This window comes from Amycolatopsis dendrobii (genome assembly GCF_014145675.1).
In the GTDB taxonomy this organism is placed as follows: domain Bacteria; phylum Actinomycetota; class Actinomycetes; order Mycobacteriales; family Pseudonocardiaceae; genus Amycolatopsis; species Amycolatopsis dendrobii.
Genome location: NZ_JACGZW010000002.1, coordinates 424,325 through 448,519, shown reverse-complemented (window position 1 = coordinate 448,519; position 24,195 = coordinate 424,325). Strand labels below are relative to the sequence as shown.

The window sequence follows — 24,195 nt, the reverse complement described above, 5'->3', positions numbered from 1 at the left end:
GACAGCTACTTGATCGCGTCGCGGCCCATCCGGACCGCGTCGGCCCACGCCTGCTCGACGTTCTCGCTCCCGTCCTCGATCCGGCCGAGCGCGCGGCCGAATTCGGGCCGCACGTCCGCGTCGTGCAGGCCGCGGTAATTGGGCCGCAGCTTATCCGCTGACGCCGCGTAGATCTGGCCGACCGGCGCGTTCGAGAAATAGGGATCGGTGTGCGCGACGACCTGCGGATCCTGGTACACGCTGGGCTCGCTCGGCAGGATTCCGTCGGAAAGGAAAAGCCGTTTCTGCTGCGCGGGCGCGGTCAGCCACTGCGCGAGATCGTAGGCTTCCTTCGGGTGCGCGCCTTGCTTCGGCACAGTCAGGAAGGAACCGCCCTGGTTGCCGCTGTTGCCCGGCACCGTGGTGACGTCCCACTTGCCGCTGCCCGCGTCGCCGCCGGCTTCCTTGATCTGTGTGAGCATCCAGGCCGGACAGGCGATGGTCGCGAAGCTGCCCTGTTTGATCGCGACGTTCCAAGCCTGCGTGTAGGTGGTCGCGCCGGCCGTTTCATGGGCTTGCGCGAGACCGCCGGACAACTGGAAAGCGGTGCGCACGCTGGGATTGCGATCGGCGATGTAGGAATCGTCCTTGGCGGAGAAGTAGTTCTCCGGAGACTGGTTGAGCATCGCGGTGTAGACCGTGCCCGCCGAATCGGCGAACTTCACCTTCGGCAGCTTTTCGGTGAACCGGGCGGCGACATTCGCGTACCCGGTCCAGTCCGGCATCAGCGCGGCGACCGCCTTGCGGTCGGTGGGCAACCCGGCCTGCTCGAACAGATCCCGGCGGTAGCACATCGCGAGGCTGCCCATGTCCGTGCCGAGCCCGAAGACGTAATCGCCCGAAGTGCCCTGCGCCCACTTCCACGGCGCCCATTGCTGCTTGAGCTTGTCCGCGCCGTAATCGGCCAGATTGACGAATTTGTCCTTGGCCCGGATGTACTTCGGAATGTACTGCTCTTCGACCGCGACGACGTCGGCCGCGCCGCGACCGGCCGCCAGCTGCGTGGCGAGGCTCTTGAAATGCGTGTCGAAATCGGTGACCCGGCTGCGGATCTCGATGTTCGGATGGTCTTTCTCGTACTGCTCGAACAACGGCGCGTAGCCGAACTCGCCGAACGTGGCCACGCTCAGCGTGATCTTCCCCGAGGACGCGGCGGAACCGCACGCGGCCGCCAGTAACAGGAATGCGGCGGCGAGCGCGGCAACGGCCGGGCGCCGGGTCAGCTTTCGCACGTGGTGAGCATCCTTTAAATCACTCCGGCGCGCAGCGCGTAGGCGACGGCGTGCGGACGGTTCCGCAACTTGAGCCGGTTCGTCATGCCGTAGATCACGTTCTTCACGGTCCGCTCCGAGTAGCAGAGCTTGTTCGCGATTTCCGCGGTGTCCCAGCCCTCGGCCATCAGCCGCAGCACGTCGACCTCGCGCGGCGACAGGTTGGTGCGGTCGCCGTTGCGGCGCAGGGTCTCCGCCTGCTGCAGCAGATCCCGCATCGAGGTCTCGCGTCCGGAAGCGGCGGCCACGATGCTGCGCACCAGCTGGTCGCCGCCGATCGCGTCGCGCGGCAGCACCGCGGCGACGTGCCAGGCGGCCAGCTCGGCCAGATCGTCGGCGTCCACGTATCCGGCGACGAACACGATGGCCGCGGGGGTCTCCGAGGCCGCGGCCCGCAGCGCCGCTTTCACCTCGCGGGTGACGCGGTTCGCGGCGAACACGAGCACCGCGGCTTCACCGCGCTGCTGGCCCGGCATCACCCGCACCTCGCGGCGCGTGCGCAAATGGTCGATGAGGCCCGCGAGGGTGATCGGGTCCGAAGCCCATGCCGCAACCTTGACCTGATTCATCGCTGCCTCCCCGGTGCAGAGCCTGTGCTTGCCGTGTGCCGGTCAGTGTGCCCACCTCGGCTTCACGAAATCTCTAGTCGGGACGCGCTCATTCTTCACAGCGTGAAGTTGGGCCCGCCGGTGGGGTTCGGTTACCGTCACGGAGACCTGTCCAGACCAGCAGAGGAAATGATGAAGGCGCACGCACGACCCCGCTGGAGCACCACAGGAGCCGTGAGCGCGTTAATGCTCATATGTGCACTTTCCGCGTGCTCCGGGGATCGTTCCGGTTCCGGAACAGCAACGCCCGCCCCGCTCGCACCGCCGAGCGCGGGGAGTTCGCCGCAAGCCGCTCCACCTGCGTCAACCTCGCCGGCGCAGACTATGCCGGGACGGGGGACGTGCGCTTCCGCGGTGTCGGCGATGGATCCGCGGGCACGCGTGGCGCAACTGGTGGTGCCAGGCGTCAACGCGGGCGACCCGGCGGGCGTCGCGGACCTCGTGCGGCGGCAGCAGGTCGGCGGGATCTTCGTGGGAGACAAAAAGACCACGCTGTTGCAAAATGGCGCGCTCGACGGGGTCCAGCGGGCGGCGAAGATCCCGGTTTCGGTCGCCGTCGACGAAGAGGGCGGCCGCGTGCAGCGCATCGACGACCTCGACGGCTCCCTCCCGAGCGCCCGGCAACTGGCGGCCTCGAAGACCCCGGACGAGGTGCGCGCGATCGGCGAGCAGCGGGGCAAGCAACTGCGAGCACGCGGGGTGACGGTCGACTACGCACCGGACGCGGACGTGAGCGACGAACCCGACGACGCGGTGATCGGCGACCGTTCTTACAGCCCGGATCCGGAAAAGGTGCGGCAGTACGCGATGGCCTTCGCCGAGGGCCTGCGCGCGGGCGGGGTGCAGCCGGTACTGAAGCATTTCCCTGGCCACGGCCATGGTTCGGGCGACTCGCATCGAGGAACCGTCGTCACCCCGCCGCTCGACCAGCTGCGCCGGGTCGATCTGGTGCCTTACCGGGATATCTCGGAGTACGGACCGGTCGCGGTGATGGTCGGGCATCTCGAAGTGCCTGGGTTGACCGGGGACGAGCCGGCTTCGCTGGCGCCTCAGGCGTATCAGTTGCTGCGCAACGAGTTCCACTTCACTGGGCCGGTGATCACCGACGACCTGGGCGGAATGAAGGCGATCACGGACCGGTTCGCGTTGCCGGACGCGGTGTTGAAGGCTTTGCGGGCGGGGGCGGATCAGGCGTTGTTCTCGTCCGGGCACAACGACGTGGGGGCGGTCGTGGACCGGCTTCAGCGGGCGGTGGAGAGCGGGGAGTTGCCGGGGGCGAAGGTGACGGCCTCGGTGGAGCGGGTGTTGGCGGCGAAGGGGTTTTGCACTCCTTGACCTGGCGAATGGCCTGGGTAGCGTCGGAGGGTGAAGCCGATTCTGCTGCTCGACGTGGACGGGCCGCTCAACCCTTTCGCGGCTGAGGCCCCGCCGCTCGGCTACGTCGAGCACCAGTGGCGTGTTTCGCGCTGGCGACGAAAGGCCGGGCGGCGGGCCTGGCTCAATCCGGCGCACGGAGCCGCGTTGCTCGCTCTCGCCGAGCGGACCGACGCCGAACTCGCATGGGTCAGTTCGTGGGAAGACGAGGCCAACGCCACCGTCGGCCCAGCGCTCGGGCTGCCCGCGCTTCCGGTGGTCGGAGTACGCGCCTACGAGCAGCATCCGGACTGGAAGTACGGCGCGGTCGGCCGCTTCGCAGCGGGGCGGCCCTTGGCGTGGCTCGATGACGACTTCGGGCTGTTCCCGGGTGCGCGGCAGCGGTTCCTCGAACGCCGTGGACGCCTCGCGACTGCCCTGATCCCGGTCCATCCAGCTGCGGGCATAGGTCCGGACCACCTCGCTGCGGTGGAAACCGCCCTCCAGCAAGGAAAATCCTGACTCACTCCTGAAGCTGAGCCCACACCGCGGCAGCGCTCACCGTCTGTGGATGGTCCTCCCCCAGCGCCCTTCGGCACCTCGGCAGCAGGTCCTCCAGCACCTCAAGCGCCGAAGCCCGGTCGCCGAGACGGAGGTGGATCTGGACCAGATTCCCGGTAGTCCGCAAGGTGCCCAGCGCATCTGACCCCAAAGCACGGCGGGTTCGGGCCAGGACGTCTTCCGTCTGGTCGCGGGCGCGTTCGTATTCGTTCAGCCCCATATACGCCACGCAGAGGTTGCTCGCGATGATCAGCGTCAGCGGGTCGTCCTCGCCCAGAACGCGGCTCGCGCGGGGCAGGAGGCCGGACAGCAGGTCGCGGGCCTCCGCGTGTTCGGTGGTGCCGATCAGGCAACCGGCCAGGCGGTTGGCGGCGGCGAGGGTGTCCGGGTGGTCCTCGCCCAGCGCCGTGGTCCATTCGGCGTGGATGAGGCGGCCAAGAGCGGCACCGGGATGAGCTTGGCCGGAGACGAAGAGGTAGCGCAGTACTCGGATGAGCAGCGCGCGACGCTCCGGCGGTTCGTGGCTGCGGAAGTCCGGTTCGAAGGCGGCCATCCGGATGGCGTTGGCGACCCGGCGGTATCCGGGCCACGATTCCTTCAGGTCGGGATCCAGGTCCACGGAGGCTGGGGCTTCCGACAGGGGCGGCAGCACGGGGTAGGGCGCGGGCTGATCCCAGAGGGATACGGGCGCACCTGACGCGGCGAGCAGGTTCGACGGACAGCCGCGTTCGTGGAAGAGGTCGCAGCCGGAACTGAGCACCGTATGCGAGCGGCCGGAGCAGAGAACGGGCACGGGGTACGCGTGGAACGGCTCGCCCTGGTTGTCGATGACCGTGGTGCCATGGCGGCCCGCGCACGTCCAGTCCACTTCCAGCCGCCAGGCGACCTCGTGGGTGGTGGTGATCGGTTCGATCTCGAACTGCTCGACGTCGGTCGCGCTGACGGTGAACGGAAAGTCCGGGCCCTGCGCGACCAGGCGCGGCGACGGGGCGTCGAAATCGGTCGTGAAGGGGCGTGGTTCCAGGATCCCGCCGACCCGGACCAGCAGGCAGGCCGGGCGCGGCGGGGTCCGCGAGACGACCACGACCCGCGCGGATTGCAGGACGACCGCTCGGGTCGTTCTGGCTTCCACCGTGATGACGTGGACCGTCCCGCCGGGCACGGCGACCCGCGGCGGATCGGTGTCGAGCACCAGATCGGCCAGGGTTCCGCCGGGTCGCAGCCGGACCGAGGCGATGAGCGGGTCGGCCAGATCCGCCGGACTGTCGCCCGATCGGCCGACGTTGATGTCGCCGTGCACCGCCCCGGCCATGACGACCTTGTCGAACTGGCCGCCGGTGATGCGGTTGGCAGAGGACTCTTCCGCGTCCGTCACCCGAGCGAGCCTAGCCGTTAACTCAATGAACGAAAGGTTCGTCCGGGGCCGGTGCGGGGTGACTATGGTCGCGCTCGCCCGTCGATCGAGGAGGATCGGATGTCCGGACGTTTCCGTGCAGGCGTTGCCGTACTAGCGGCGGCGATCGGGCTCGGGGTGCTCGCCGCGCCAGCATCGGCTGAAGCACTGCCGGCAACTGGATGCGGGCAGGCGGTGGCGAATCCCGGCACCACAACCGTCGAGCATCTGACCTCCGGCGGGGTCGATCGCGAGTACCGGATCTACGTGCCCGCGCGGTACAACCCGCACCGGCAGTACCCCGTCGTCCTCTCCTATCACGGGCACGGCCGCACCGCGGAGTACCAAGAAGAACTGTCCGGCTTCTCCGGCTCGGACGTGATCGCGGTGTACCCGCAGGGCGTCACCGGCACCGACGGCAAGTCCGCCTGGACCGGCGCGCCCTACTCGGCCCCGGTCGACGACGTCCAGTTCACCGGCGACCTGCTCACCTCGCTGCAGCACCGGATGTGCGTGGATCCGGCGCGGATCTACGCCGCGGGCAAATCGAACGGCGGCGGGTTCGTCGGCGTGCTGGCGTGCCGGATGGCCGACCGGATCGCCGCGTTCGCCCCGGTTTCCGGTGCGTTCTACCCCCAGGGCGGCGCCTGCCATCCGAGCCGGAAGGTCGCGCTGATCGACTTCCACGGCACGGCCGACACCACCATTCCCTACACCGGCAATCCGGCCAAGGGGCTGCCGTCCATTCCGGACTGGTTGAACGGCTGGGCCGCTCGTGACCGGTGTTTCCCTTACCCGGTCTCGGTTTCTCCGGTGCGCGGCGTGGTGAAGCAGTGGTGGCCGGGGTGTTCGCTGGTGCATTACCGGGTGGAAGGGGCCGGACACGTCTGGCCTAGCACCAAACCGAACAACGACTCCGACACCCCTGCCGTCATCGACGCCACCCCGGTGATTCTTCAGTTCTTCAAGGCGCACCGGCTCGCCGGAGCCTGAATTTCCGCGCCGGGCGATCGCCGAATGTGGCATGGTGACCGCGTGCACCTGCCATCCGCGGCCGACCAGATCCGGCGCTTCGAATGTCTCCGGATCACCGACATCGAGACCCGGGATTGGGCCGGCGTCCCCGGCGAGGTGCTCGGCGGGTGGGACGGCGACGACGTCGCCCCGATCGCCGAGCTCATCGCCGAACTGCCCGCCGGGAAGTTGCTGCGCTGTTTCTTGCCCCGCTACGGGATTCGCGCGCACGGTTCCGAAGGGGTCTTGTTCGAGATCGCCTTCTGCTTCCGCTGCAACGGCGCGCTGACCCTGCTCCCCGGCCGGGACGAGCAAGACCTCATCGCGTTCGATGCTGATTCCACGCCCGCCCAGCGCCTGCTCGAGAAGTTCAAGGCTCTCGACCCGCATCCCGCCGCACCTCGCGGCGTCCCCGGATAACCCGGATAACAACGCCTCGTGCGGGCGGCTCGGCTACCGCTGAGCTCGCCCGCGCGCGCGGCATCGCCTCAGCTGATCCGCTCCGCCGGTTCCCGCTTCTTGGCGAGCATCCGGCGGAATCCCTCGGCGACGATCTTCGCGGTGTCCTTGCCGTTGTCGGCGGTAATCCGCTTGACCATCTCCGCGGACTCCGCGGCGACCTTCTCGCTGCGGGCGAACATCCGTTCCTCGTGCAGGGCCAGCGCGGTCTCGACGTCGTCCGGATGCGCGGCGAGCAGTTCGGCGAGGTCGGAGCCGTCGAGCATGGCCAGGTTCGCGCCTTCGCCGTTCGGCCCCTGCAGGTGTGCCGCGTCGCCGATCAGCGTCACGCCAGGGATTCGCTCCCACCGGGGCACGACCGGCAACTTGTAGTGCTTGCGCACGATCGGCGCGGTGTCGCTGCCGGAGATCAGCTCGCGGATTTCCGGAGCCCAGTCGGCGAACTCGGCCGCGATCCGGGCGAGAGCGTCCGAGGGGTCGAGGCCTTCAAGCGCGTCGAACCACTCGGCCGGTTTCTTGAGCATCGCGTAGGTGTGCAAGGCGTTGCGTTCGCAGTGCACCATGATGCGCCGGTCCGGTCCCGGCGAGCCCATCCCACCGCCGCCCACGACCTTCGCGGCCTCCGGATGCCGGATCTCGGCGTCGTAAAGGTACGTCTCGACAAAGGTGAGGCCCATGTACTCCGGCACCACGTCGGACAGCAGCGGCCGCACCCTCGACCACGCGCCGTCGGCTCCGACCAGCAGTTTCGCGACGACCGAACCCCCGTCGGCGAAGGAAACCTCGTGGCCGCCGTCGACCGTGCGGACGCCGCTGACCTTCCGGCCCCAGCGGACGGCGCCCTCCGGGAGCGAGTCGAGCAGCATCTGCCGCAGTTCGCCGCGCAGGAGTTCGGGACGGCCGCCGGTGCCGTCGTCGGGGTGGTCCAGCAGGACGGTGCCGTCGGGATCGAGGACCCGCATCTGCTGGCGGCCTTCGAGGATCAGGCCGCGGAACTCGTCCATCAGCCCGGCCGCCTCGACGGCGATCTGGCCGTTGTAGTCGTGAATGTCGAGCAGTCCGCCCTGGGACCGCGACATCGGCGACGGTTCGGCCTCGTAGACCTCGGCCGGGATCCCGTGCAGGTACAGGACCCGGGCCAGGGTCAGTCCGCCGAGGCCGGCGCCGATGATGGTGACTGGAGTCTGCATTGTTCTCCCCGGTTAGCTGGTGACCTCTGAAGACTGGCGGCCGTCGCTGGCATCGGCCGCACACTTCGCTGGCAGTCCGCTGCCAGGCGCTGACAGCCAGTCAGGGTCTGGGATCCGAGACAGAATCGTCCGGCGGCTACTTGGCCGGCAGGGCAGCGCTGACGTTGAGTTCGTCCAGCGCATTCACCGAAGAACCGCAGGAGGGGCACGTGGCGGCCACATTGGAGCGACGCTCGATCGACCCGGTGCCGGAGTCCGAGCGGCACGGGCATCCGCGCAGCCTCTTCACCCTGTGGTTCGCGGCGAACACGCAGATCACGTCGGCGGTCACCGGCGCGCTGACCGTGCTGGTCGGCGTGCATCCGCTGTGGGCGATCGTCGCGGTCGTGGCGGGCAACGCGCTCGGCGGCATTCCGATGGCGCTGCACGCCGCGCAGGGGCCGAAGCTCGGCATCCCGCAGATGATCCAGTCGCGCGCGCAGTTCGGCGTGTACGGCGCGGCGCTCCCGTTGGTGCTGGTCGTGGTGATGTACCTCGGCTATTTCGCGAGCGGTTCGCTGCTCGGCGGTCAGGCGGTCGCTCAGATCACGCACCTGCCGACGGACGCCGCGATCGCGGTCTACGCGCTCGCCTCGGCGCTGATCGCGATCGTCGGATACCGGCTGATCCACCGGTTCGGCTGGATCGCGTCCGCGCTGTCGGTGGTCGTCTTCCTGTACCTGACGATCCGGCTGATCAGCGGGCACGATCTCGGCACCGTGCTCGCCGCGCCGCACCTGGACTTCCCGAAGTTTCTGCTCGCGGTCTCCCTGACCGCTTCGTGGCAGCTCACCTTCGGCCCGTACGTCGCCGACACCTCGCGCTACCTGCCGTCGGCGACGTCAGTGCGCGCGACGTTCTGGTGGACGTACGGCGGCACGGTGCTCGGCGCGGTGTGGGCGATGTCGTTCGGTGCGCTGGCGTACGCCATTGCCGGGAAGGCGTTCAAGGGCCACGAAGTCGCGTACGTCGTCGGTCTCGGCGGCGAGGCGCTGCTCATCCCGCTGCTGCTGGCCATCGCGCTCGGCAAGTTCACGGTGAACGTGCTGAACATCTACGGCGGCTACATGACGGTCGCGACCGCACTGACCGGTTTCGGCCGCCGCGCCGCGCTCTCCCAGGCGACGCGGATCGGCTATATCGCGGGCGTCGGGGTGGTCGGCGCGGTGATCGCCATCCTCGGCCGCGGTCAGTTCCTGTCGAACTTCGTGTTGTTCCTCGACTTCCTGCTGTACTTCCTCACCCCGTGGAGCTCGATCAACCTGGTCGACTTCTATCTGCTGCGCAAGGAGAAGTACGACCTCGACGCGCTCTACGACCCGAACGGCCGCTACGGTCGCTGGGCCTGGCCCGCACTGGCCGCGTACGTGCTCGGCATCGCGGTGCAGATCCCGTTCGCCAACGTCGAAGGCATTTTCGTCGGCCCGATGGCCCCGCTGCTCGGCGGCGCGGACATCTCGTGGCTGCTCGGCCTCATCGTGCCCGGCGCGCTGTACGTGGCGTTCATGCGCCGGTCGGCCGCACTTCGAGGGTGACCGTCCGGGCCGGGCTCGCGCCTTGGTCCGCGCTGGCGACGGCGAACGCGGTCAACGGCAATCCGCTCTCTGCGGCGAGCACTCGGGCCGCGGAGGACGCGCGAGCCAAGGAGACCGTCGAACCGCCGCTCGCCGGTCCGCCGGGCACAGCGACGCCGTAACCGATCACGGTGACGCGAATGGACTGTCCTTTGAGTACTTGCGCCCAGCCCGTCAGCGTCGTTCGCCCTACCTCGTTCGGAGTTGTCGCGTTAGGACTGAAAAGGTTGCGGTCGAAGCTGACGGTGACCGAGTCGGAAACGACCTTTGCGGACACACCTGGTGCCGCCAGCGTTTTGGCTAGCCGCTTCAGTTTTTCCTGCCGCTCCTTGGCCGCGGTCGCGTCGCGGGATTCCTCGCCGTGGAGGCGGTCCAGTTCTGCGCGGAGACCGTCGTCCGATTTGGCCACGGTAACGACCGGAGGAGGCGGCGACTGTCGCGTGGTCAGCACCATTCCGCCCGCGATCGCGCCGCCGATCACTGCCACCGCACTGGCAGTCAGCAGGTACCGGCGAACCGGCCGCCTACACAATCGTCCGGAATGGACTTTCGCGATCACCTGGCGTCCCGCCTCCGCAGCGGAATTTCCCGGCTGCAGGGCCAAGACGGCCGCCCACGCCGCGTCCGCCGCGGCGAGATCTCCGGACTGCGCGTGCACGCGAGCGAGCAGATCGAGCCGCGCGGGATCACCCGCCGAATCCGGTTCCAGAAGCGCGACGGCCGCCTCGTAGTCGCCACGCCGGGCGAGGTCGGCGCCTTCGGCGAGGACGAGTTCCCTTTCCAGCGCCTGCGAAAGCCCGGTCATTCCCGCTCCCCGCGAAGAATCCCGCCGCCTGGCTGACCTGGCCGGTCGTCCGGAAGCAAACGGCGCAACCGGCGGTTGACGTCCGGCAGCGCGGCCCAGTTCGACGTCGCGACCAGGTGCTCGCCCTCGCGGATCAGCTCCCGCGCGCGGGCCGGGTCCGACATCGTGTCGCGCGCGGCCCGCAGCGCGTTGAACACCTCCAGGTCCAGCGAACCGTCCCGGCGCAGCAACAGCACTTGCAGGTCCAGCGCCCGGTCGGACAGCCGCTCGCCCGCCTCGACGTCGTGCGATTCGGCGATGGCCGCGTACCGGCGCTCGATCTCGGCCAGTTCGGTCCGGTCCTCGTCCGCGCCGACCCGGTCGACCAGCTCGCGGCAGTGGTCGATCTGGTCCCGCAGCCGTTCCAGCACCTCGGGAACGCGCAGCTCCGCCTCGATGTCGTCAAGATCCGCCTGCACGTCGCGCATCCGCCGTTCCGCGGCGACCGCGGCCCCCTCGTCCGCGTCGCCCGAACGCACCTCGTCGCGGATCGCCGCGACGCTGCCCTGTTCGTCCAGCCGGTTCAGCAGCCCGCGCGCCCGGTCCGAGCGCGTCCCCTCGACCTGTGTCCGCACCTGCTCGTGCCGCGCTTCCAGCTCGTTCAACAGCCGGCGCAGGGTCTGCGGATCCGGCACGTGCTGCTGTTTGAGATCGATGACCGCCTCGAACTCGTTGTCCAGCAACGGAACCTCGGCCACCACCGACACCTGCCGCGAATCGTCCATCTCGAAAGTCATCACGACCTCGCTGCCGCGCGGCAGGTCGAACCGCACGTCCTTGGCCCGGATCTCGATGACGCCCACCTGCTGGTTCCGCTCGCCGCGGCGACGTTCGCCTTCCGCGACCGGAATCCGGATCACCGAGGACGTGTTCCCTCGCAACAATGTCGCCGTGGTGAAGAACGTCTGCCGTTTCGCCGCTGGCAGCGGCGCGTTCTTCATCAGCATCGGGGTGAAGGAACCGTCGGCCTCGGTCAGACCGACCGTGTTGACCACGGTCTGGCCCATCATTTCGTTGAGCTGGTGGGTGATCGTGAGCGAGCCCGGCCGCACCGGAACAGGCGCGCCGGCCGGATCGAGCAGCTCGATCTCGAACCGGTTCGTGCTCAGCTCGTCGAGGACCGCGTCGACGGTGAACGTGCCGTCGGCGGAAAGCGAAACCTCCGACGTCCGGTAGACCGGCTTGCGCTGCGGCGCGCTGAGCGCGATCCGGAAGCGCGCCCAGTCGGCCGAACCGTCCGTCGCGCAACGGCCGGACACCGGCACGCTCGGCAGGCTGGTGGTGGCCGGATAGGACAGTTCCAGCGAGTACTCGCCGCGTTTCGCCGGGCGTACCGTCCTCGGGCGCGCCACCGTTCCGGCGTAGGCAGCGGCACCGCGCGCCACCACCGTGCTCGGGTCTTGGCTGTGGTCGAGCGGAATGCCGAGCCCGGCCGACGGATCGGCCAGCAGCTCGCGCAACCCGGGCGCGAGCGTCGGACCGCCGACGAGCAGCAGACGGTCGATGTCCGCCGGGCGCAGATTCGCCGACTCCAGCGCGGTCCGGCACAGCTGCACGGCACGGAGGTAGAACGGCCGGGCCAGCCGGTCGACGTCCTCGCGGCGCACCACGCAATCGAACAGCTCGTTCTTCCCGTCGCCCCGGTCGAGGTCGATCATCACCTGAGTCTGTTCTGCCTGGGAGAGCTGGATTTTCGCGATCTCGGCCGCGCTGCGAAGCCGGGCGAAATTCCACCGCCAGCGCGGATTGCCCCGGGTGAACTCGCTGAACCCGAACTGCCGCGCCGCCTCCGGCGCGAGCAACTGGTCCAGTACTGCCTGATCGATGTTGCGGCCGCCGAGGTGGGTGTCGCCGGCGTGATGCAGCACGCTCAGTTCGCCCTCGACGGTGCTGACCACGGCGGAGTCGAACGTGCCGCCGCCGAAGTCGAAGACCATCCAGTGCGCGCCCTTGCTTTCGTTCTGGAATCCGAAGGCGAACGCCGCCGCGGTCGGTTCCTGCACCAGCGGGCAGTTGCCGGTGAACCCGGCCAGTTTCGCGGCTTCCCGCGTCGCCTCGGTCTGGTTGAGGAGGAACGCCGCGGGCACCGTGATCACCGCCGCGTCCGGCAACTCGCCGGACGCGGAACCGCGCAACGTGCGCAGCACCTCGGCGGACAGTTCCACCGGAGTCATGCTGACCCCGGCCTTCGGGAACTCCCGCCGCGCGTCCGGCAATCCCATGGACTGCTTGAATTCGATGTGCACGCTGTCCGGGTCGTCCTCGATCCGCCGCCGCGCACCCGCCCCGACCTCGATCACGCCGCGTTTGGGCATCCAGACCGCGGACGGCGTGTAGTCCATCTGCGCGTTGTTCTTGATCACCGTCACCGCACCGTCGTCGAGCACCGCGATCGCGCTGTTCGTGGTGCCGAGGTCGATCCCGAAATCGATCGTGTCACGCATCCGTTTCCCCGTTCCCCCGGGCGGCCGGGCGCCCGACGATGACCTGTCCCATCTGGATCCGGCGGCCGGTCAGGTAAATCGACGGCCGCACGGTCTCCACCACCCGCTCGACGTCCAGGTCCGGTTCGTCCTGGAACAACAGCACCTCGAGCGCCATCCCGGAGCCGAACGGGATCCGGTCGTGGTCCTGCACCAGCACTCCTGCCGCGTCGAGCGCGTCCTGGCTCGCGCTGAGGAACCGGCCCGCCTGCCGCGCCGTCCGGTCCTCGACCCCGGCGAGCTTGCGCCGCGCCCGCCACAACGCCGTCGCCGCCTCCGCCAAGTCCGATTCGGACAGTGGCGATGCGTTGTCCGCAGCGGGCAATACCGCGGCGAGCTTTTCGAGCAGTTCCCGCAACCGAGCGCGCTCGTCGGATTGAAGCCCAGGTTCGGCGATCCGGAATTCCTTGTGCTGCTTGCGCTGTCTCGCTTCTTCGCCCCGCCGGTCTCGCATCACAAGCCCCTCTGCACCCGAACGAACGGAGCGACGTACAACAGCGCCGCCGCGACGGCGACGGCCAGCCAATAGGGCGTCTCAACCACGCTGAGAGCCAGGTAAATCCCCACGTCCAGCCCGAGCAAAGCCGGATACCGTCCCGGGCTGGTCCACGGCCGGGCCGCCACGAAGCAATTCGTCAACGCTCCGGCAACCGCGCCGAGGAAAATAACCGCCAAGAGTGCTTCCCGCGGCAGCTTGAAGGCCAGGAACACCGCTGCCGCCACCGCATGCAGCAGCGCGCCGCAGATCCGAGCCGCCGACGGCTCCCGCTCCAGAGAAGGAGTGGGCACATACACCGTGGCAGCGATCTCGTTGCGCGACACGGCTTCCAGGGTCTCCGGGTCGCGACTGCAGCGCCGCGCGACCGCGAACACCTCCCGGACCAGGCTCGCGGACGCGCCGCGCATCTCCGCGAGCGCGACCCCGATGTTGTTCGCCACCACCGCGATCGACTCCGAAAGCGAAGCTGTCCGCCGGAATTCCGCTCGTGGAACCACCTCTTCGAGCCGGTCGAACAGCGGCGCGGTCTCTTCGATAGCTCGCTCCGCGGCCGACTGCACCCGATTCCCGTCCAGATCTCCCCGAAGGTCTTTGAGCAACGCCTCGACCCGCCGGTACGTCCCGTCGGCGATAGCGGTCCGCGCGTCCTCGACGGCATGCCGATCAGCCCCGAACAACGCGAGATACCCGGTGAACCGCCGCGGCTCAGCCGACCTCGTAGCTACTTCGATCAACGGCGCGAGCAACGCGTCCGGCAGCGCCGTCCGCAGTCCGTCCACCGTGGATTCGTCAAGCCGCCGGTCGCCCAGCTTCTCGACACGATGGTTCAGATGCCGCCAGAACGATTCGCTCCGCAGGACCACCGCCCAGCAACTAGCCGCTTCGGTCCACAAGGGAGTCGGGTGATCGTCGGTGCGGTCGGCTTCCGCGTCGAGGGCCGCGGCGTAGGCGGCGACCGCGTTGTCGTGCTTGCGATGCAACTGGAGCGGGCATCCGCAGTCGGTGGGCATGCCCCAGATCCAGAAGACCTCGTCGACGAGCCGGTGTTCGGTGTTGCCCAGCGCGTCGAAGGCCGCCCGCACCTCGTCGGCGGTCACGTCCGCGGGTACTCCGTCCGGCACCGCGCCGCCGACTTCGAGCACCCCCAGGACTCGAAGTCGCCGCTCCCGCACCTCCCGCCGCGTCGCGACCGCGGTGAGGCCGACGATCCGGAACGGGTTGAGCCGGTACAGCTCGGGGGTCGACACCTCCCGCACCCGCGCCGCGGCGGTCCGGCCGCGCCCCTCGTTCGCTCCCATGCCCGGGAAGGTAAAACGACCCGGCTGGGAGGGGTCCCGGAAGAGCCGGGCTAGCTGGAACCGCTGGACTCGCGGACGACCAGCGACACCGGCAGGATCTGCGCGCCCGGCGCGACGTCCTCGCCGTCCAGCAGCCGCATCAGCGTCGTGACCATCGCGTGGACCTGCTCGCGCGGATCCTGGTGCACCGAGGTCAACGGCGGCGTCATGGCCGGAGCCAGCGCGGCGTTGTCGTCGAAGCTGACCACCGCGACGTCGCCGGGCACGTCGCGTCCGGCGTCGGAAAGCGTGCGCAGCGCGCCCACCGCCATCATGTCGCTGCCGACGAACACCGCGTCGAGGTCTGGCACCCGCTCCAGCAGCGTGGCCATCGCTTTAGCGCCGCCGGCCAGGGTGAAGTCGGCTTCCTCGGCCAGCCCGGACGGGTCGATCCCGGCGTCCACGAGCGTCGCGCGCCAGCCGGCGAGGCGGTCGATCGGCGCGCCCTGGTCCTGCGGACCCGCGATGGTCGCGATCCGGCGGCGGCCGGATTCCACCAGGTGCGTCACCGCTTGACGGGCGCCGCCTTCGTTGTCGAAATCCACCAGGTGCACGCCGCGGCGCAGGTCGGCGGCCGGGCCGCCGAACACCGTGGGCAGCTTCAGCAACCGCAACGCCCTCGGCAGCGGATCGGCACGGTGCGGAGCGAAGACGAGGACTCCGTCGACATGGCCGCCCTCGAGAAACCGCACGGTACGCCCGAGGTCTTCCCGGGTATCGCTGAAGAGCAGCACCATCTGGCAGCCGACGTCGGCCAGTTCCCGGTAGCCCGCGCGCATCACCGCGGTCCGGTACGGGTCGTCGAGCAGTCGCGCTTCCGGCTCCGAGAGCACCACCGCGATCGCGCCGGTCCGCCGGGTGACGAGCGAACGCGCGGCCTGGTTCGGCGAATACCCGAGGTCCCGCGCCGCGGCCAGCACCTTTTCGCGCGAGCGCGCGCTGACGTACGCGTCGTCGTTCAGCGCCCGGGACGCGGTGGACCGCGAGACCCCGGCGAACGCCGCGACGTCCTCCAGCGTCGGCCGCTCGTCCTCGGACCGAGGCGCCACTCCGCCCACCCCCTGCCTGTTGATCGGGTCAGCTTAACGTGGTCTGGCCGGGAGCGCTCCCGGAGACTCCGGCCTTGACATCCCCCGTTACCTGCAACACACTCGTTCGGCATCTGGGAGCGCTCCCAGAACGACTTCCAAGGGGTTGACGACGGTGACAACGTTCCGGAAGGGCCTGGTGCTGGCACTGGGCATCACGATGACCGCGGTGAGCGCCGCGGCGTGCGGCGGTGGCGACGGCGACGTGCCCGCGGCGGCCGGGCCGAACGAGCACGTGGAACTGACGCTCGCGACGTTCACGGAGTTCGGCTACGAGGCGCTCATCCCGGAGTACGAGCGGCTGCACCCGAACATCAAGATCACCCACCGCAAGACCGGCCAGGGCGGGCCGTACGCCCAGGACATGATGACGAAGCTCGCGGCGGGCTCCGGACTGGCCGACGTGCAGGCCGTCGAGGAAGGCCACCTGTCGGACATCCTCAGCAAGTCCTCGAAGTTCAACGACCTCAGCCAGATCGGCCCCTCGGGCGTCGCGCCGGACCGGTGGCTTTCGTGGAAATACGAGGCGGGCAAGGACAAAAACGGCAAGCTCATCGGCTACGGCACGGACATCGGCCCGCTCGCCATGTGCTACCGCAAGGACCTGCTCGCCGCGGCCGGGCTGCCCAGCGACCCGGAGGCGGTGAAACCGCTCTTCGCCACCTGGGACAGCTATTTCGCGGCCGGCGCCCAGTACACCGCCAAGACCGGCAAGGCGTGGTTCGATTCGGCGGCGCAGAACTTCAACTCCATGGTCAACCAGCTGCCGGTCGGCTACCTCGACACCAACGACAAGCTCACCGTGGAGAACAACCAGGGCATCAAGGACGCCTGGGCGAAGGTGACCGACGCGGTCGCGAAAGGCGAATCGGCGAAGCTCACCGCGTTCAGCAACGAATGGAATTCCGGTTTCAAGCAGAGCGCGTTCGCCACGAAGGCCTGTCCGGCGTGGATGCTCGGCGTGATCAAGGAGCAGGCCGGGCCGGACAACGCGGGCAAATGGGCGGTCACCGCGGCGTTTCCCGGCGGAGGCGGCAACTGGGGCGGTTCGTATCTGACGGTGCCGAAGCAGAGCAAGCACCCGCGGGAGGCCGCTGAACTGGCCGCCTGGCTCACCGCACCGGAGCAGCAGATCAAGGCGTTCGAGGCCAAGGGCAACTTCCCGAGCCAGGCGAAGGCGCTGGAAAGCCCGCAGCTGCTCAACGCGACCGACGCGTACTTCGGCGGCGCGAAGATCGGCGAACTGTTCGCCGAGCAGGCGAAGAAGGTGGCGAAACCGCAGTACAAGGGCCCGAACGACGGTCAGATCCAGGAAAACGTGGCCAGCCCGGCGCTGCAGTCGGTGGAACAGGGAGCTTCGGCCGCGGACGGCTGGCAGCGGCTGGTCGACGGCGCGAAGAAACTCACCCGCTGACGATGACTGTCACCGACAAGACCGCTCCGGAAAGCCGGGCCACGACGCGGCGACCCGCCGCGGCGCGGCCCGGCCTGCGGGACCGGATGGCGCGCTGGGACGTCAAAATCTCGCCCTATCTGTACGTGGCACCGTTCTTCATCGTATTCGCCATCGTGGGCATGTTCCCGTTGCTGTACACCGCGTATGTATCGCTGTTTTCCTGGAAAGCCGGCGACGACGACCCGGACTTCATCGGACTGGACAACTTCACGGAACTGTTCGCGGACACGCAGTTCTGGCACGCGCTGGAAAACACGGTCAGCATCTTCCTGTTGTCCAGCGTGCCTCAGCTGATCATCGCGGTCCTGCTCGCCGCGGTGCTCACGCTGCGGTTGCGCGGCGCGACCGGGTGGCGGGTCGGCATTCTGCTGCCCTACGCGGCGAGCCTGGTGGCACTCGGCATCATCTTCGCCAACCTGTTCGGGCCGCGGTACGGGCTCGTCAACGGCGTGCTCCAGACGCTCGGACTGTCCCCTGTGGACTGGCAGGCCAACCGGTTCGCCAGCCACGTCGCGATCGCGATCATGGTGAACTGGCGATGGACCGGCTACAACGCGCTGATCGTTCTCGCTGCCATGCAAGCGATTCCGAAGGAACTGCACGAGGCCGCACTGATCGACGGGGCAGGAACCGTGCGCCGTTTCACTCACGTGACGTTGCCGCTGCTCAGGCCCACGCTGATCTTCGTCACCATCACCTCGACGATCGGCGGGCTGCAGATCTTCACCGAGCCCAAGCTGTTCGACGCGATGCCCGGGTCGAACAACGGCGGTTCCACCCATCAGTTCCAGACCGTGACGCTGTATCTGTACCAGACCGCTTTCGAGAATTTCAATCTCGGCTACGCGTCCGCGATCGCGTGGGTGCTTTTCCTGATCATCGTCGTGATCGCGCTGATCAACTACTTCGTCACCGGGCGGCTCGCGGGGAGGCGCACATGAGCATGCAAGCAAGCTTGCGGGCGCGCGCGGCCCGGCTCGGCAAACCGCGCAAGGCGACGTACGGCGTGCTGATCGTGTTCGTGCTCGGCTCGCTGTTCCCGTTCTACTGGTCGTTTCTCGTGGCCAGCCGCGACAACGGAATGCTCACCGAACGGATACCGCCACTGCTGCCGGGCGGCAACTTCTTCGCCAACGCGGCGCGGGTATTCGACACCGTTCCGTTCTGGCGGGCGCTGGCGAACAGCGTCATTGTGTCCGGCACGGTCACGCTCACCACGGTGCTGTTCTCGTCGCTGGCCGGATTCGCCTTCGCCAAACTGCGCTTCCGCGGCTGCAACGGCTTGTTCGTGTTCATCGTGGTGACCCTCGCGGTGCCGACCCAACTCGGCATCATCCCGTTGTTCATCGCGATGTCAAAGCTCGGCTGGGCGGGCGGGCTGCAGTCGGTGATCGTGCCGAACCTGGTCACCGCCTTCGGCGTGTTCTGGATGCGGCAGTACACAGTGGACGCGTTGCCGTACGAGCTGATCGAAGCCGCGCGCGTGGACGGCTGCAGCATGATCCGGGTCTTCTGGAACGTGTGCCTGCCCGCCGTCCGCCCGGCCGCGGCGATCCTCGCGATGTTCACGTTCATGACGTCCTGGAACGATTTCCTGTGGCCGCTGGTGGTGCTCGACGCGGGCAATCCGACCGTGCAGGTGGCGCTGGAGAAACTGCAGAGCGGCTATTACGTCGACTATTCGCTGGTGCTCGCGGGCACCACGCTGGCCACGATTCCGATCCTCATCGTCTTCCTCCTGCTCGGCCGCCAGATCGTGGCCGGGATCATGCAAGGCGCCGTGAAAGGGTGACCATGTCCGCACAGCCGATCCCCGACGTGCTCGCGTTCCCGGACGCGTTCGTCTGGGGCGCCGCCACGGCGGCCTTCCAGGTCGAAGGATCGACCACAGTGGACGGACGCGAGGCGTCCGTCTGGGATACCTTCGCCGCGCGTCCGGGCGCGGTGGCCCGCGGCGACACCGGCGACCCGGCGGCCGACCACTACCGCCGCTACGCCGACGACGTGGCGTTGATGCGCTCGCTCGGACTCACCGCGTACCGGTTTTCCCTTTCCTGGCCCCGAATCCTTCCGCACGGCAAACCGGAGCCGCGCGGAATGGACTTCTACGACCGGCTCGTGGACCGGCTGCTGGCCGCGGGCATCCAGCCGTGGGCGACGCTGTATCACTGGGATCTTCCGCAGTCGCTGGAGGATCGCGGCGGCTGGACCGCGCGCGACACCGCGTACCGGTTCGCCGAATACGCCGAGACCGTCGCGGCCCGGCTCGGTGACCGCGTGGCGAGTTGGTCGACGCTGAACGAACCGTGGTGCGCGGCGATGCTCGGCTACGGTTCAGGCGTCCACGCGCCCGGCCGGACGTCGCCGGAAGGCGCTGTGGCGGCGGCGCATCACCTGCTGCTGGGACACGGACTGGCGATGGACGTGCTCCGGCAGCACACCAGCAGCCCGTCCGGGATCACGCTGAACCTGTACCCGGTCGTCGCGGATTCCCCGGCGGACGCCGACGCCGTCCGCCGGATCGACGGGCTGCAGAACCGGTTGTTCCTCGACCCGCTGCTGCGCGGCGGTTACCCCGCTGACCTGCGCGAGGACCTGGCCCGGTTCGGCTTCGACGCCGTGGTGCGCGACGGCGACGAGGCGGTGCTCGGCAAGCCGATCGACTGGCTGGGCGTGAACTACTACCGCGGCTACCGGGTGGCCGGTTCGGCGCGGCCGGGAAGCACGCCGGCGGGCCGGGAATGGCCCGGAGCCGACCACGTGCACTTCGTCCCGGACCCGGCCGCGCCGCGTACGGATTCCGGCTGGGAGGTGCGCCCCGGCGGGCTGACCGAATCGCTGCTGCAAGTGCATCGGGACTATCCGCCGGTGCCGTTGTACGTCACGGAGAACGGCGCGGCGTATCCGGACCTCCTGCGCGACGGCGAGGTTTCCGACGACGACCGCATCGCCTTCCTCGACGCGCATCTGCGGGCCGCACACGACGCGCTGGCTCACGGAGTTGATCTCCGGGGGTACTTCTACTGGTCGCTGCTGGACAATTTCGAATGGGCCGAAGGGTACGCGAAGCGCTTCGGTTTGGTGCACGTCGATTACCGCACTCAGCAGCGCACGCCGAAGCGCAGCGCACGGTGGTACGCGGAGGTGATCGCGCGCAATGCGCTGAGGTGACCTACTCCCGGGTTTATCCGCACCGCCGGGAATGACTTTCTCTTCCGGTTTCGCGTCACGAGGTCCGGACGCGGCCGTCGGACCAGTGCCGGGGCCGCCCCGAACGGCCCCGCGAGCGGAGACTGGAGTGTCCGATGACGGTGCGGAGCCGGGTGACCGACGAGGTCACCACGTGGCTGACCGGGGAATTCGCGGGCCGGGTGCCCGCCGAGGCGGTCAAGGTGGTGGTGCGGGCGGCCGGACGGGACCTCGACGGCAGGGTCGTCCCGGACGAGCACGGCGACCTGCTCTACCGAGTGGCGCGGGCCCGGTTGGTGCGGATGCTCTCCGCACCGGAAGAGCCGCGCATCCCGCGTTCGCGCGGGTAAGCCGAGATTGTGCCCGGACCCGCACGGGTCCGGGCACAAGACTTCTCCGGTGGCGTGCGGTAACCAGGCGCGCGCCGACCGTGTCCGACGCGTGCCGAGAGCCGCTACGAGCCCGGCATCCTGCTGCTCAGCGGCGCGTGCGAACGCTCCGGCGGCCACCAGACCTGGGCGGGCGGCGGGGGAACGTCGTCGTCCGGAAGCTCAAGTGCGTCCGCGCCGCTCTGCCAGCGGTTCCAGTGCACGGAACACAATCCGCGCCACAAGGAATCCTCCGCACAGTCCCGCCGGCGACACCTGCGTACCTGCTGCCCGCTATCAATCACGTCCACGACTCCAAACCGCGCTCAACCTCCCCGCCGGCTCCAGTCTGCCTCGGACCCGGCGGGAACGCCCCGTACTCGCGCCAACACAACCCTTGTGCAGCAACGGAACGAGAGATCTCACCCTACTCCAGCCGCCGGTGCGCGCACCGCGCGACCACAGTGCACTCTTTCAGCGGTTGACGCGTTCACCGCCCGGCGTCAGCGGTGAATCTCCTGTGCCGCAACGGAGAGTGCGCACCCGACGGCATACCGTAGATATGTCCACAATGGATGATCAACGCCGCGGATGGTGAGCGTCGTACTCGTGCGCGGCGGTGCGCTGGGTACGGGTGCGCAGGAGCTGCTCGTCCGGGGAGTCGTCCACATCGGCCAGTCCGAGCGCGACCGCGCGGCGGATCTGCTCGCGGTTGTCGCGCACGACGGAGGAGAAGAAGTCGTCGATGCGCGGATCCAGAAGGACTTCCAGCAGGACCCGGAAGGACGTGTCGACGGTGGCGCGGACGATCTCGTCGTGGAACGGCAGCCTGCGCAGTTTGCCGAGCTGCGGGTCTTCGGAGATCTTTTCGGTGATGATGGCGCGCAGTTCGGTCTTGTTTTCGCTGAGGGATTTGGCGAGGTTCTCCGGGTAGTTCCCGGTTTCGAGGACCTTGACCACTTCGTCGAGGACGGCGATGGTCACCGGCTTTTTGATGGCGCGGACTATGGGTTCGGAGAGTTTGTCCACCAGGCGGTAGGTGAACTGCTCCCCCACGGCGCGGTCGGCGGCCCTGCCCAGGCGGATGATCAGGAGAATTACGCCGAGCACGTGGTGGTTCGCGGTGAAGGCCGGATGCGCGACAGGGATCATCGCGAAGATTTCGTACCAGGTGCGGGCCAGGAACGCGGCACGCCAGGCTTGTTTGCGCCAGCGGTGGAGGAGTTCCAGGAAGAAGATGCCGCAGATGACGCAGTCCGCGATGAAGAACCAGTGGCTGATTTCTGGTGCCGGCGGGCTGATGAGGAGCCAGGCCAGCATGCCGGTGGAGACGACCGCCAGTGCGAGCATGATCCAGTCGTCGGCACGGACGTTGCCGGGGAGGATGCCGCTGTTGAGTTCGGCTTGGGCCGGACGGCCGGTGGTCATGCTGGCTCCCTGGTGGTGGAGGTGTGGCCGGGGGTGATGATCCCATGGGAGCGCCGGCGGGGCTGGGACCGAAGGGGCGTTTTGGACGGCTCGTGCTTCGCACATCGCCGGCGAGAGTTGCGGTGGGCCACCCCGAAGTTTGATTGTGCTGACGGTTCGGGGGTGCTTGTCAAGGCGGGAAAGATGCCTTGACAAGCACCCCCGAACCGCAGGGCGGCTTCGTATCGGGGTTGGGGGAGGGCTGGGTGCCTCGATGGGTGGGTGCGCTGACCGCGGCTTTGGCGGGCGGGGGTTTGGTGCTCAGGCAGGAGGCGGGGTTGGTGCACAGGCTGCGGTTTGGCGGGCGGAGATTTGGTGCACAGGCTGCGGGTTCGCGGTGGGCACGCGGCTTGGATGCTCGGCCGGGTCGGGGCTTGCGGCCGCTGCCCGGTGGGGGACGAGTAGCGCCCCAATGTGGCATTGGGTGCGCCAGACGCACCGAACGCCACATTGGGTGCGTCGTATGCACCGAACGCCACATTGGGGCACATCCCGGCGACCGTGGTGAGGCAGGGGCCGTGAAGGGAGACCTTGAGGGAATCCACGTCCGTGCAGGGCCCCTCACGGAACGGGCGAGTGCCGCGAGGGGAACCCCGAGGGACGCAGAGTCCCTGAAGGGGCCCTCACGGAACGCTTCGGAACCGGTTCACCTTGGAGTTCGCAGGGCGGACATCTTGACACCAAACACCCGGTACAGCAGGCTTTTCTCACGCCGCCTAGTTAGGAAAGTTTACTAACAAGGAGACCCCGAAAATGCCCGCTTCCCGGAAGGTGGCGTTGTTCGCCGCCGCTTCCGTTTCGCTTACCGCTGCGCTGGCCGGTGCTGGGCCCGCTGCCGCGGCTTCTGCTGCGCGGCCGTTTCCCGCGCACGTCACCTATCAGACCGGCGTCCGGCCCTCGGTCAGTCAGGCCGAGCAGGACGCAGCGGTCAAGAAGCAGTACGACTCCTGGAAGAAGACCTACCTCCGCCAGGCTTGCGGCGGTTACCTCGTCTGGGCGACCGACGACGCGCCCAACAAGGGCACGGTCTCCGAGGCTCAGGGATACGGGATGAACATCGTCCCGTTGATGGCGGGCTACGACGACCAGGCCAAGACGATTTTCGACGGGATGTGGAAGTTCGTCCAGGACCACCGGGACAGCAAGGGGCTCTTCCAGTGGGTGATCGACGGCAAGACCTGCAAGTACGCCGACGACGGCACGCCTGACTCGGCCACCGACGGCGACCTCGACGTCGGCTACGGGCTGATTCTCGCGGACAAGCAGTGGGGCGGCTACAGCGCCGCCGCCAAGGACTGGCTTGCCAAGATCTACAAGTACGACGTCGCGTCCGACGGGCATCTCAAGATCGCCGACGACGCGGGCAACGACGACACCCGGCCGTCCGACTTCATGCTTGACCACCTGCGCGCCTTCGCGAAGTACGACACCGCGCACGACTGGAACAAGGTCGTCACCCGGACCGAGCAGCTGATCACTCAGTTCACCGCCAAGTACTCGCCGGACGCGAATCTGCTGTCCGACTTCGTGGTCGGGGCGAACACCAACAGCCCGAAGCCGGCGCCCGCGGATCACCTGGAGAACCAGCCGGACAACATCGTCGGCTACAACTCAGTTCGCGTGCCTTGGCATATGGGCACCGACGCGCTGCTGTACGGCGGCAAGGTCGCGACCGAGGTCGCCAAGAAGGAATCGGCCAGCTACAAGAGCCACTCCGGCGGCAACCCGGCCAAGATCTATCCGCACACCAAACTGGACGGGACGCCGACCAAGACCAGCGATCAGTCCGAGGTCGCGGCCAACCCGGTCGGGGTCGCGGCGATGGTCGCGGGCGATCAGGCGTGGACCGATTCGCTGTGGAAGTACCTGGGAAGCAACCCATACGACGACACCTACTACGGCGAGACCATCAAGCTGCTCGTCTACCTGGTGATGTCCGGCAACTACTGGGCCCCGTGACCCC

21 protein-coding genes are annotated in these 24,195 nt (G+C 68.4%); 11 read left to right on the top strand and 10 right to left on the bottom strand.

Going from position 1 to position 24,195, the window contains the following annotated elements; translation table 11 throughout:
* Positions 1 to 5: 5 nt before the first annotated feature.
* Both H4281_RS06240 and H4281_RS06235 read right to left on the bottom strand, forming a co-directional pair.
* Positions 6 to 1,271 carry an ABC transporter substrate-binding protein gene (locus H4281_RS06240; protein WP_182889901.1) on the bottom strand — a complete coding sequence of 422 codons (1,266 nt, stop codon included), beginning with the start codon at positions 1,269 to 1,271 and terminating at the stop codon, positions 6 to 8.
* Positions 1,272 to 1,285: 14 nt separating this feature from the next.
* Positions 1,286 to 1,879 carry a helix-turn-helix transcriptional regulator gene (locus H4281_RS06235; RefSeq protein WP_009083220.1) on the bottom strand — a complete coding sequence of 198 codons (594 nt, stop codon included), beginning with the start codon at positions 1,877 to 1,879 and terminating at the stop codon, positions 1,286 to 1,288.
* A gap of 402 nt (positions 1,880 to 2,281) precedes the next feature.
* Between H4281_RS06235 and H4281_RS06230 the strand changes: the two genes are divergently transcribed.
* A complete protein-coding gene (locus H4281_RS06230; protein ID WP_237597220.1) occupies positions 2,282 to 3,253 on the top strand; it encodes a glycoside hydrolase family 3 N-terminal domain-containing protein in 972 nt (323 codons plus the stop codon).
* 30 nt (positions 3,254 to 3,283) lie between these two features.
* Positions 3,284 to 3,793, top strand: coding sequence for an HAD domain-containing protein (locus tag H4281_RS06225; protein WP_182889900.1), 510 nt, complete (start codon positions 3,284 to 3,286; stop codon positions 3,791 to 3,793).
* Between the two features lies 1 nt (position 3,794).
* Here H4281_RS06225 and H4281_RS46525 read toward each other — a convergent pair whose 3' ends face one another.
* Positions 3,795 to 5,207, bottom strand: coding sequence for a tetratricopeptide repeat protein (locus tag H4281_RS46525; protein ID WP_220506764.1), 1,413 nt, complete (start codon positions 5,205 to 5,207; stop codon positions 3,795 to 3,797).
* A gap of 99 nt (positions 5,208 to 5,306) precedes the next feature.
* Here H4281_RS46525 and H4281_RS06215 point away from each other — a divergent pair, with 99 nt between their 5' ends.
* Both H4281_RS06215 and H4281_RS06210 read left to right on the top strand, forming a co-directional pair.
* On the top strand, positions 5,307 to 6,218 hold the full coding sequence (locus H4281_RS06215) for a CE1 family esterase (RefSeq protein WP_182889899.1): 912 nt from the start codon (positions 5,307 to 5,309) through the stop codon (positions 6,216 to 6,218).
* 42 nt (positions 6,219 to 6,260) lie between these two features.
* Positions 6,261 to 6,659, top strand: coding sequence for a hypothetical protein (locus tag H4281_RS06210; protein ID WP_182889898.1), 399 nt, complete (start codon positions 6,261 to 6,263; stop codon positions 6,657 to 6,659).
* Positions 6,660 to 6,727: 68 nt separating this feature from the next.
* On the opposite strand, the gene H4281_RS06205 is transcribed toward H4281_RS06210, so the two are convergent.
* Complete coding sequence (locus H4281_RS06205; RefSeq protein WP_182889897.1) at positions 6,728 to 7,888, bottom strand: FAD-dependent oxidoreductase; 1,161 nt, start codon at positions 7,886 to 7,888, stop codon at positions 6,728 to 6,730.
* A gap of 209 nt (positions 7,889 to 8,097) precedes the next feature.
* On the opposite strand from H4281_RS06205, the gene H4281_RS06200 reads away from it, so the two are divergent.
* Positions 8,098 to 9,462 carry a purine-cytosine permease family protein gene (locus tag H4281_RS06200; protein WP_182889896.1) on the top strand — a complete coding sequence of 455 codons (1,365 nt, stop codon included), beginning with the start codon at positions 8,098 to 8,100 and terminating at the stop codon, positions 9,460 to 9,462.
* Here H4281_RS06200 and H4281_RS06195 read toward each other — a convergent pair.
* Genes H4281_RS06195 through H4281_RS06175 form a run of 5 tightly spaced genes read right to left on the bottom strand, consistent with a single transcriptional unit; the run spans position 9,431 to position 15,713 of the window.
* On the bottom strand, positions 9,431 to 10,306 hold the full coding sequence (locus H4281_RS06195) for a hypothetical protein (protein WP_182889895.1): 876 nt from the start codon (positions 10,304 to 10,306) through the stop codon (positions 9,431 to 9,433). The genes H4281_RS06200 and H4281_RS06195 overlap by 32 nt on opposite strands.
* Complete coding sequence (locus H4281_RS06190; protein WP_182889894.1) at positions 10,303 to 12,789, bottom strand: Hsp70 family protein; 2,487 nt, start codon at positions 12,787 to 12,789, stop codon at positions 10,303 to 10,305. Before H4281_RS06190 ends, H4281_RS06195 begins: the two co-directional genes overlap by 4 nt.
* On the bottom strand, positions 12,782 to 13,282 hold the full coding sequence (locus H4281_RS06185; RefSeq protein WP_182889893.1) for a hypothetical protein: 501 nt from the start codon (positions 13,280 to 13,282) through the stop codon (positions 12,782 to 12,784). Before H4281_RS06185 ends, H4281_RS06190 begins: the two co-directional genes overlap by 8 nt.
* On the bottom strand, positions 13,282 to 14,625 hold the full coding sequence (locus tag H4281_RS06180) for a hypothetical protein (RefSeq protein WP_182889892.1): 1,344 nt from the start codon (positions 14,623 to 14,625) through the stop codon (positions 13,282 to 13,284). Before H4281_RS06180 ends, H4281_RS06185 begins: the two co-directional genes overlap by 1 nt.
* Positions 14,626 to 14,675: 50 nt before the next feature.
* Positions 14,676 to 15,713: a LacI family DNA-binding transcriptional regulator gene (locus H4281_RS06175; RefSeq protein ID WP_182889891.1), complete on the bottom strand. Its 1,038-nt coding sequence runs from the start codon at positions 15,711 to 15,713 to the stop codon at positions 14,676 to 14,678.
* Between the two features lie 199 nt (positions 15,714 to 15,912).
* On the opposite strand from H4281_RS06175, the gene H4281_RS06170 reads away from it, so the two are divergent.
* From H4281_RS06170 to H4281_RS06150, 5 genes are all read left to right on the top strand, one after another.
* The gene (locus H4281_RS06170) at positions 15,913 to 17,166 is read left to right on the top strand and encodes an ABC transporter substrate-binding protein (protein ID WP_220506860.1); all 1,254 of its coding nucleotides are present in this window, start codon (positions 15,913 to 15,915) and stop codon (positions 17,164 to 17,166) included.
* Between the two features lie 2 nt (positions 17,167 to 17,168).
* Positions 17,169 to 18,149, top strand: a complete 981-nt coding sequence (locus H4281_RS06165; protein WP_182889889.1) for a carbohydrate ABC transporter permease — start codon at positions 17,169 to 17,171, stop codon at positions 18,147 to 18,149.
* 2 nt (positions 18,150 to 18,151) lie between these two features.
* Positions 18,152 to 19,000: a carbohydrate ABC transporter permease gene (locus H4281_RS06160; RefSeq protein WP_246411532.1), complete on the top strand. Its 849-nt coding sequence runs from the start codon at positions 18,152 to 18,154 to the stop codon at positions 18,998 to 19,000.
* A gap of 2 nt (positions 19,001 to 19,002) precedes the next feature.
* Positions 19,003 to 20,379, top strand: a complete 1,377-nt coding sequence (locus H4281_RS06155) for a GH1 family beta-glucosidase (protein ID WP_182889887.1) — start codon at positions 19,003 to 19,005, stop codon at positions 20,377 to 20,379.
* 134 nt (positions 20,380 to 20,513) lie between these two features.
* Positions 20,514 to 20,747 (top strand): hypothetical protein, encoded by a 234-nt coding sequence (locus tag H4281_RS06150; protein ID WP_182889886.1) that lies wholly within the window; start codon positions 20,514 to 20,516, stop codon positions 20,745 to 20,747.
* A 597-nt stretch (positions 20,748 to 21,344) separates the two neighbouring features.
* On the opposite strand, the gene H4281_RS06145 is transcribed toward H4281_RS06150, so the two are convergent.
* Complete coding sequence (locus H4281_RS06145; protein ID WP_182889885.1) at positions 21,345 to 22,193, bottom strand: ion transporter; 849 nt, start codon at positions 22,191 to 22,193, stop codon at positions 21,345 to 21,347.
* Positions 22,194 to 22,985: 792 nt separating this feature from the next.
* On the opposite strand from H4281_RS06145, the gene H4281_RS06140 reads away from it, so the two are divergent.
* On the top strand, positions 22,986 to 24,191 hold the full coding sequence (locus H4281_RS06140; protein ID WP_182889884.1) for a family 8 glycosyl hydrolase: 1,206 nt from the start codon (positions 22,986 to 22,988) through the stop codon (positions 24,189 to 24,191).
* The last annotated feature ends 4 nt before the right edge of the window (positions 24,192 to 24,195 follow it).